This is a genomic window from Shewanella sp. POL2 (assembly GCF_000282755.1).
Lineage (GTDB): Bacteria > Pseudomonadota > Gammaproteobacteria > Enterobacterales > Shewanellaceae > Shewanella > Shewanella xiamenensis.
On sequence record NZ_AKZL01000014.1, the window covers coordinates 68,164 to 77,574 of the forward strand.

The 9,411-nt window shown below is 46.4% G+C and carries 6 protein-coding genes; 5 read left to right on the plus strand and 1 reads right to left on the minus strand.

Going from position 1 to position 9,411, the window contains the following annotated elements:
- Window positions 1-3: 3 nt before the first annotated feature.
- On the minus strand, window positions 4-423 hold the full coding sequence (mobI, locus tag SHEWPOL2_RS05695) for a conjugative transfer protein MobI(A/C) (RefSeq protein WP_011711603.1): 420 nt from the start codon (window positions 421-423) through the stop codon (window positions 4-6).
- Window positions 424-1,150: 727 nt separating this feature from the next.
- On the opposite strand from mobI, the gene SHEWPOL2_RS05700 reads away from it, so the two are divergent.
- The 5 genes from SHEWPOL2_RS05700 to SHEWPOL2_RS05720 all read left to right on the plus strand — a co-directional run.
- On the plus strand, window positions 1,151-2,218 hold the full coding sequence (locus SHEWPOL2_RS05700) for a hypothetical protein (protein WP_011711604.1): 1,068 nt from the start codon (window positions 1,151-1,153) through the stop codon (window positions 2,216-2,218).
- An 8-nt stretch (window positions 2,219-2,226) separates the two neighbouring features.
- Window positions 2,227-2,523: a hypothetical protein gene (locus SHEWPOL2_RS05705; protein ID WP_037426919.1), complete on the plus strand. Its 297-nt coding sequence runs from the start codon at window positions 2,227-2,229 to the stop codon at window positions 2,521-2,523.
- Window positions 2,524-2,611: 88 nt separating this feature from the next.
- On the plus strand, window positions 2,612-3,607 hold the full coding sequence (gene traF / locus SHEWPOL2_RS05710) for a conjugal transfer protein TraF (protein WP_037426922.1): 996 nt from the start codon (window positions 2,612-2,614) through the stop codon (window positions 3,605-3,607).
- Complete coding sequence (locus tag SHEWPOL2_RS05715) at window positions 3,604-4,998, plus strand: conjugal transfer protein TraH (RefSeq protein WP_037426927.1); 1,395 nt, start codon at window positions 3,604-3,606, stop codon at window positions 4,996-4,998. The genes traF and SHEWPOL2_RS05715 overlap by 4 nt, the downstream gene beginning before the upstream one ends.
- Before the next feature lie 3 nt (window positions 4,999-5,001).
- Window positions 5,002-9,411 (plus strand): conjugal transfer protein TraG N-terminal domain-containing protein (locus SHEWPOL2_RS05720; protein ID WP_037426930.1); only part of this gene is annotated, 4,410 nt, incomplete at its 3' end.

The window sequence follows — 9,411 nt, forward strand, 5'->3', positions numbered from 1 at the left end:
CTCCTAGGATTGTTTTCGCTCTATGCGACGTAGTTTGACTTTTGCTTCATGTAGACACTCAAGGGTTTCTCTCAACGGAGCCAATCGATTCTCTGTGTCTTCAATCATTCGCGCCTCCCACTCTGGGGATTTGCGGGTTAACTGGTCTAAGGTGTATCCGCGCTGGGTCGGTTTAACGTCATCGCCCCAAGACTTGCTGATGTTTCCAACTCGCCCTGGTCGATACCTCGTCCAGACCAAATACACCTTTTCGTTTTTTACAACGACCCGGGGGGCCATCTCACCGCCACTAAACTTCCCACCGTCATCACTGCGCAACTGACGGTTTGAAGATCTCCATTTCAGCCAGTAATCATCGACAATGACCTTTGCCTGAAACTGAGCGGCTTCAATCAACCCCTCTAGGCTCCTGATGGTATTCACCAACTGGAACCCTAATGCGGGTACGGGCTTCCCGTTCTCAGAGCTACCCGAAGTACCTGAGTAGTCATTCATTCATTTACCTACTGTTTGTTCGTCTTCAGTAATCCGTTTTCGGCCTACGGGGACAACTCATGCAGAAACCCAGTTCGTTGGCGAACTCGTGTCGCTCACTATTCGTCATTCTGCCAGTTGAGTTTGGGATAAATCCCAGGTGCCTCCGGTGTTGGCCATCCTTTGAAGATTTTCAGTTCGTTGGCCAACTCATGCTTTTCGCGTGATATACACACCGATTCATGGGCAAGCCCCCTGAGAAATCCTTTCTCACGTCTGCGATTCAGTTGGCCACTTCAGGTTTTTTCCCAGTTCGTGAGCCAACTTGCGCATTCAGAGCGTTGATTTACTGATTTTGGAAGCCGTTAAAACTGCTTAATTTCGAAGAATCCAGAGTAGGAATTTCGCTACTAAGCCAGACTTAGTTGCACTTCAGTTCGTTAGCCATTTCATGTTTTGATTAATTCACTAGCGACATGTTATGGATAACAAAGTGCATAATATACACGCAAAATAAATAATACACGAGCTAAATATATTGTGTATTATATGGATCCCAGATTGGTATTGGAATGGTAAGAATAATCTTCAAGAGCAAGCTGGAAAGGTTTTGGAAGTCTCTTAAAACCCTCTTAAAACCCCAGATTGGGGGTCATTTGGTGTGGAGTTGGTATTTATGAATAATCCCGTCATCATCACAGTCGATGTTGGCTATGGCACAACGACTTGTGTACACAAGGAATCGCTAGGCAATTACTCAGTGAAGACGTTCCCGTCCCTGCCTATTCCGATTAAATCGGATATTAATCTGGGTTTAGCAGGCGAGGAACGCGATGTAACAAACGTGGAAGTCGATGGAATCACCTATGAGGTTGGTTCAGACGTAGGGACCTCGGTCGGTTCGCGAAATGTTCGCGTTCTCAACACAGAATCGTTTATCACGAGTGACCGCTATAAAGCGTTATTGTTTGGCGCCCTGTCATTTTTAGGCAAATCAAATCACATCGATATAGATGTGTTAGTGCTTGGTCTGCCAGTGAGTGTCATGTTCAGGAAAGATGAACTCGCCAAGATTTATACCGGCACTCACCAAATCACACCGAGTCGCAAGGTCACCATTCGTCAGGTCTTGGTTTTTGAACAACCGCTTGGTGCGTTGATGTCATTTTTGCGCCAAGGCGGAAATGAACGCTTTGCCCAGTGCAAAGATAAAACCATGTTATCCATTGACCCAGGTTATATGACCACCGACTTCATTACGTCGAAAGGATTGAAGGTCAGTCCAAATCGTTCTGGTGATTCTGAAACTGGGATGTCCAAAGTGATTGGTGCAGTCGAAGTCGCGCTGCGCTCGCAACTCGAAGGTTTCAACATCAAACAGATTAACCCTGAGTTGATCGACCAAGCCTTTATCAGTGGTGAGCTTAAGCTGTACGGTAAAGCGATGAAATTCCCTAAGTGCGATCTATTTGATGTGACTAGCGCGATTCGGTCTGTTACTGACGAAGCATTAACAAGTGTCGTCAACAAAGTAGGTGATGGTCAGGACATTGACCTGATTATTGTCTCCGGTGGTGCCGCAGCGGTATACCTGCCTTCGATTCAGCGCGCATTCCCTTTCCACAAAATCGAAGTCGTTGATGACTCTCTGACAGCTGTTGCCCGTGGCTTGCAAACCGCAGGCGAGCAATTCATTCGTGGAGCCATAGCGCGAGGCGATTATCAAAAGTTAAAAGCAGTCTGAGGTGAGGGATGCCCAAAACAATCGAGAGACACATTCGGATTGCCGATGATACTCACCCGCTAATTTTCGCTCATTTAGATCAGTTTGGGCCAAAGGCACTGACCCGCGAGATGATGACCCTGATGGAATTTGGATTAATGGTGAGACAGCAGGGATTTAATCTAGGCACTGTGTTGGCGCCGAAGGTAGAAGTCGAAAGTGAAAGGGAGAAAGTGGAAGCAGATGCAGAACCTCGAAGTCCAATGGAAGATGACTTTGATATTAGTGATGATTTTTTGTCGCCCGAGAAACGTGAAAAACAATAAATCAGCCGCCTGCAATTAAGGCGGCTTTTTTTCATCCAGTGAGGCGTGATATATTTAGCCTATAGAATATAAAAAGTGTGTTGGCGTAATGAAAGTAAATAAATTGATGGCTTTGATTTTTGCGGCTCTGGCTCTGCCAGTTGTGGCAGAAGATCCTGCAAATAGCAATGATGGTGGTAACTTCTATAAACAACGCGAAAAGGGCTGGTATTGGCACGAGTACATTCCTGAGCCCGAAGAAAAGGAAGAGGAAGAACCTATAGTGCCAACGCCATCTTCTGCACCAACTGAGACTGAAACGAGTAAAAATTCAGTAGAGGCCATGAGCGTTAAGTGGTTCCAAGAAAACTTGCCCAAGGCAAAGGAGTTGGCGCTTAACACTGGAAAACCAGAAGACGTTAAACGCTACCTTTACATCCAGCGTGCCGCAATAGATCGCGCCAACCAGTTTGCCGCTACTTATATTTCCGAACAAATGTTTGACCCTTACCTCGATGAAGGGTTACGCCGTCCTGAAAACGACGTGACGCTGCAAACTTTCAAAGGCGCTCAGTCTGAAAACCAATGGAAGTTAATTCAAGCCATCGGCAAGAAAGCCACCCTCATTTATTTCTATGGCTCTCAGTGTCCGTATTGCGCAAAGCAAACTCCCTACCTAATCCGTCTGGCAAAGGAATATGGATGGTCGATCATGCCTGTTTCTCTCGATGGCGGCACCGTTCCAAATGATGACTTTTTAGCATTAGGCGATTATCGAGTGGCGACTTCCGACATGGCGCAGCGCTTCGACGTCTTGGCGACACCAACACTGTATCTAACCAACAACACGGGTGATTACTTCCTGTTGGGTTCTGGGCTAATCGGCATGGATTCTCTCAGTGAAAGGATCATCGAACTCGCTAGCCGCGAGAAAATTATTAGCCAAGCAGAACTTAATAATGTGAAGCAGGTACGAGCTCTGTATATGACCGATGCAGAAGCCAAGGTTGACACGCAAAAAGTGTATGAAGACCCAGACTACCTCATTAACAAGATGCGGAATTTTATGCTCGGAAAACCTGATAGCGAGGGTGAACAAGAATGAAAAAGAAAGTTATAGTTGCTTTACTTTGTTGCCCGTTATCAGCGACAGCTGCAAGCGGGTTAAACAATTTATGGGATCAGATGTTGTCTGCCAGCTCCGGTGCAACTTCATATTCAGGCGCTAAACGTGACGGATTTTCTCTGGGGAGTGCGTCGGTACGGATTAAAACCACTAACGAAAAGATTGTGGCGGTTAGGGCTCCTTACCTTCAATCATCCTGCAAGGGGATCGACTTCTTCGGCGGCTCACTGTCCATTATAAAACGTGAAGAGCTTGTTCAGATGGCAAGATCTATCGCCGCCGCCGCCCCGATGTACGCATTCCAATTAGCAATGGGAATGTTATGCCCGGACTGTAATGCAATTCTCGCAGACCTAGCGAAACGCCTCAATGCGTTAAATGATTTTATCAGCAAAGATTGCGAGGAATGGGCTGATCTGGCCGAGCAACAGTGGCCATCACTTCAGGTACAAAGTGACCGTAAAATGTGGAAAGCCTACAATGATTCGGCGGGTGCTTGGTTTGATTCATTCGCTTCATCGACGGTTGAGCGCAGTTCAATAGACTCCCACTCGAAAGCTGCACAGTTGACTCAGGCTGGCGACGAGATGCAGTTCAACTCGGTGTATGAAACCTTCATGCAGTCTGAAACTACCGTCCCAACCCTATCCTCAGACCGCCATGTCGTCGCTCAAATGTTAATGACTATTTTAGGGACTGAAATTTATAAATTCGACAGCACATTAACTGCATCGGCTTCAGCAGGAAGTGATGCGGTCAGTCAGTCATTTAGCCCACAAGTTTCATTGAAAGACTTGTATCAGCCTCAAGCGACTACATCAATGGCTGTAGCTAAACAAATGGTGGTCTGTGAGCAGGCCCAATCTGCCGATAGCAAGTGTCTATCGGCTAAGGTCGCGACTGTACCAATTAGCGATCCACGCTATTTGGATTCGTTCTATCGATTTTATGGTGATGCAATTTGTGGCTTAGTCGATTCTAACTTAGTCGGTTCGAGCATCATGGCCATCTATGCTCAGAAAGGAAATTATAGTGATTCTCAAGCACAGATCATGGCCAATATGAGAAGTGAATTTGAAGACATTATTAAACGAGCCTCAACAGTCAATGTCATCAATACAGGTAATTGTAAGTTTATCTCCGAAGCGATGGCCATAGATGCAACCCAGCAGTTGCTTGACGGACTACGAATTGCCGCGAGTAAGATGGCTTCGACTGATAAAGGTCAGCGCGGCGCGTTTTCATCAAAGTTGTTAGAGAAAATCGACGCGCTGAGCCTCGAAAGGGAAGAAATGGCCAACAGAAGACGTGAAATGGAGCAGGAACTATTAAGTCAGATCAACTTTAGTGCAAGTATGAGAGGTAAGTAATTCATGTTAACTATCTACTCTCTCGGTGACCTCGATTTATTGATAAAGATGGCGCAATCGGCGGAATTGGCATTCAGTGATGGCGGCATTGCAAATAGCAATCTTATTGCGATTGGATTGGGTATTACCCTGCTAGTGTCTGCTTTCAAGCAAATTTTTGCCCCTGATAAATTCCATGTAAAGGAGTTTTTCATCGCCTTGTTCACTTACATGTTTTTGTTCACCCCGAAGGTGGATTTTTACGTTGAGTCAGTCAGAACGGGCGAAGTGTCTCAGTCATTTACTTTGCCCTTTGGGATTGTGGCGCCAGCTGCATTAGCTACCATGATTGGTGGTGGTTTTGCTCAAGGGATGTCAGAAGCATATGCCAGTATAACACCTGATTATGACACCGAGCCAGGCACCAACATAGACCCTCTAAAAGCGTTACTTAAAGCCCGATTTGTCGGCACTTCTGAGGCAGATGCGAGTTATCGTTCTGTCGGTGAAAATTTGGGTGCGTACTTTAAAAACTGTTATTTCGAAGACATTCGGAACGGTAAAAATCCGACGGGACAGGCGGTACAGGAGGTAAATCACGACGAGAGTGTCACTGGGGCGTTTGACTTCACTAAATTAAAAGTCACCTCGGGAAGCTGGTATACGCCTTACTATGATGTTAACACCAAGTCATACACCAAAATTACCTGTACCGATGCTTATGCCAAGTTAGGCAATGATCTCTCTGACAGCAGTCCTTGGGCCGAAGAAATGAAGGGGAGAGCCGCCATAATGTATAACATGGCAGAAGAGTCTCAAGTTGAGAAAGTCTTCGAGTCCTTAACAGGGGATACTGCTAACCTCATAAATTTGTATCGAGCCAACTTTGTAAAAGCAATGATGGCCAAAGTTGGGGCTAGCTATGTAGAGTTAGAGCCCTCTGAACGATTGGCGTTTCAGCAAGAATTTGATGCGATTCAACAGCGTCACTTAAGCCAAGCAGCTCAGTCTTCATTTTTCTTGGAAACTGCCCCTGCACTTATCACTTGGTTTGAGTGTTTTATTTTCCTCATTGCTCCGCTGCTTCCGGTTTTCCTGACCTTCGGCTCCAAAGGGATCATGATGGCCGGAAAGCTCTATTCATTTCTACTCGCTGTGAACTTTTGGCCGATTATCCAAGTCGGCGTCAACATGTATACCAACCACTATTTCAATAAGCTGATGTGTTCTCTGCCAGGGAATGATTCGAGCTCGGTTCAGAACTGCATGATTGCGCCTAGCATGCGAAATTGGAGTATCGATTCTCTGGGGGGAATGGATAGCGCCTACACCACACTTGAGACTTTTGTATCTCAAGCGGCAATCATTCAAACGATGGTGCCAGCGCTGGCTATGATGATTGTCTTCGGCGGTGTGCATACTATGATGGGGGCAACACAAAAAGCCCAAATGGGCGCCAACATGGATGCCAAGGGCGTATCACCACAGACGGTCAATAGCGATGGTAAAACCGTTTCGTCAGGTGGTTATAGTCAGACAATGACATCGAATGGTGAGTGGATGGAAAGCCGTCAGGGTGCCGGAAATATGGCTGGGCTTAGTACGGGGGGGGCAACCTATAACGCTCTATCTGCAGGGGCAACTGCCCTTAGTAAAGCAATATCTGACGTTAGCAGTATTACACAATCGGATACAGCGGCAAGGCAAGCGGTTGGTGCTGCTAATGAAAGGTTAATCACTTCGGTAGGAACCGGAAATGTCTTCCAAAATGGCGCTCAAGCAGGGTTAGGGTATGAAGAAACTCTTGGTTTCGCAGCAACTTCTCTAATAGGAAAGGGAAGCGAACATGGATCTAGCGAAGTAAGAGCGAAAATATTGAACACCTTGGCGTCTATGAATGAAACGGAAGCCAATGAGTTTGCGACGAGTTTTGGGGTAGGACTGGCGCTTGGCCATAGCGGAAGTTCAAAAACAGAAAGCGCTAAAGGTATTAATCCGGTATCGACATTGCTTAGTACGCTTGGTGTTAATGCCAAAGCCGATGCTACATGGTCGCAAACACAATCCACAATTAGGTCTCAGCTTCAATCAGAGGGGGAAACCAACACAAGCACTTTAACGTCTGCAGAGAAAGAGAGCGTCGCCAAGGCATACCAAGAACAAAATACGGAGGCAAACCGCAAGACCTACAACTCAACTCAAGTAGATACGTCTTCTGCAGTTTATCAAGATGCAAAGTCTAGAGATGAAGCTGTATCACAGCAGCGAACCACAGGCGAACAATTGCAACAGGCAGAGGCTAGATCTCGTGAATTACGTGATGGTGTTACTTCGTCAGGTTCGGCTGGTAGTAGTGCGAACATTAAGTTTGGCGAGCTGATTTCTACCAATAATTCGGGATTATTTACTAAAACGGATACGTTACGCCAAATTGCTCAGAATGCCGCTGATGGCGCGATGCGAGGCAAATATGGAAACGATTGGGATGCTGCTACGAATGGCTTGGATACGCTCGACTTTATAAGCACAATGAGTGCTTTAGATGCTAAAGCCGCTGGTGCTGGGGCTGGGACTGGGACAGCAGAAGAAGCCAAGTTGAATGCGATGAAACAGGACTATGCCGCTAATCAATCATTATATGACGTGGCTCGAGATAATAATGCTCTACAGGGGATTGTTAATAATTCGCAGACTCTTATGTCTGCGAATGGAAAACCAATTCCTCTCAATGATGTAGGCTCAATAGCTGACCGATCTGTCGGTATGTTATCGGATATAATGTCACGTACTCAATCAGACCCTATGATGGCTGACGCGGTTCGACATCTTACCGTAGGTTCGGCTATCGGATTTGCCGCTGTAAATGGAACGGAATCTGCCAACACGACAGCGATGGCTGTAGGTGACCGATTCACACAAATTGGTCAGTCACAAATATCGGATTACGACAAGCCAGCCCTAACGAGCGAGCAACAAAAGTTCAAGTCTGATCAAGAGGCAGGTATTGGAGCAACAGGTCAGCGCATTAACAAAGAAGGTCAAAAGGTAGAAGATGAGGCAGCACAAAGAGCTAAGGACTTTAAGCCTTCTAAAGAGGATTACGATAATCAACATCTAGAGTCGCCTGCAAAATGGACACCTGAACAGCAGCATAAACTTGATAAGTTAGACAGGAATATTGATGACCTTTGGAAGAAGTTGGAAGAAAGCCAAAAGGTCGGCGGAACCGCTGGTGTGAACAATATCATCGATACTTTGGGGCAAGAGCTTAAGTCGGGAACTTTTGGTGCGGTATCGCCAAAGGTTGTTGATGACGTTATGAAGGTGATGAAATCAGCTGCAGAGTCTCCAGCTGAATTGTCTAGGGTGCTAAATGATTTTGCGAATAGACAATCAAGTTATTACACCGGCGATCACGCATCTCAAGTGGCGCCAGTTATCGCTGCGATGGCTAACGCGGCCGATGGATTACTGGGTAAGGCCATTGACAGTGGTCAATTGAGCCCAAGCGAGAAGTCAGTATATCAAAATGCACAACAAGCCTTTGGTCGTGTGAACGAAGCGTATGCTAGTCAAGATATTGTAGATCGGCAATCCCATGCGGGTAATGCTGCGGCTCAAGTTATTTCGACGTTGGGCTCCGACAAGGATATGAAGACTCAAAAAGCTGTTGCTCTGGCATCAGTAATTGCGGCAGACGGTGATACTAAAAATCCATTACCAAGCGCTGAATTTAGTCGATTGCAAAGAGATGGCAATCCATCTAAAGACGAAGTGCTAGATATGAAACTCGTAACTGATCGTGCTCAAGATATTGTGACTCAAGCAATGGCACAAGAAGGGTTATCGGAGCCTGTGAGAGAAAGATTAGTTCAGACGCTTCAAGGCTTACAGGACTTTGATCAGAAATTATCAACATCACGCAACTCGGACGCACATACAAGAACAGGTACAAGTTATGACCATGCAACTGACTATGACGATGCAACCAAAAATAGTCCGGTAATGAGTGGGCTAAGCTCAAGCGAACGGATTCATCTAATGGATGGATTCCACCGCATTGGTGAGGGAGAAGGTTCAACTCAATCTAGGATGGAGAACACCCGATTTAACGGTCAAGGTGCGAACATGCAACTTGAGTCCATTGCCAATAAGATGTCGCCAGAAGATAAAGCAGCAATTTTAGGTTCTCTTCCAGATTCGGTAAGGGCGAATGTCGAGCGAGGTATGGAATTAACCGCAAGCAATTCATCGCCATCAAGTGAAAAATTTCCCATAGGTGAGACACAATTCCCATCAAGCCCAGTGGCTTCGGCTCAGGGTGATGCGGTGAGCCAACAAGGCGCAGCGCCTGCAACTACGGCTCAGGGTGATGCGGTGAGCCAACAAGGCGCAGCCCCAGCGGCCACGGCTCAAGGTGACACGGTGAGCAAA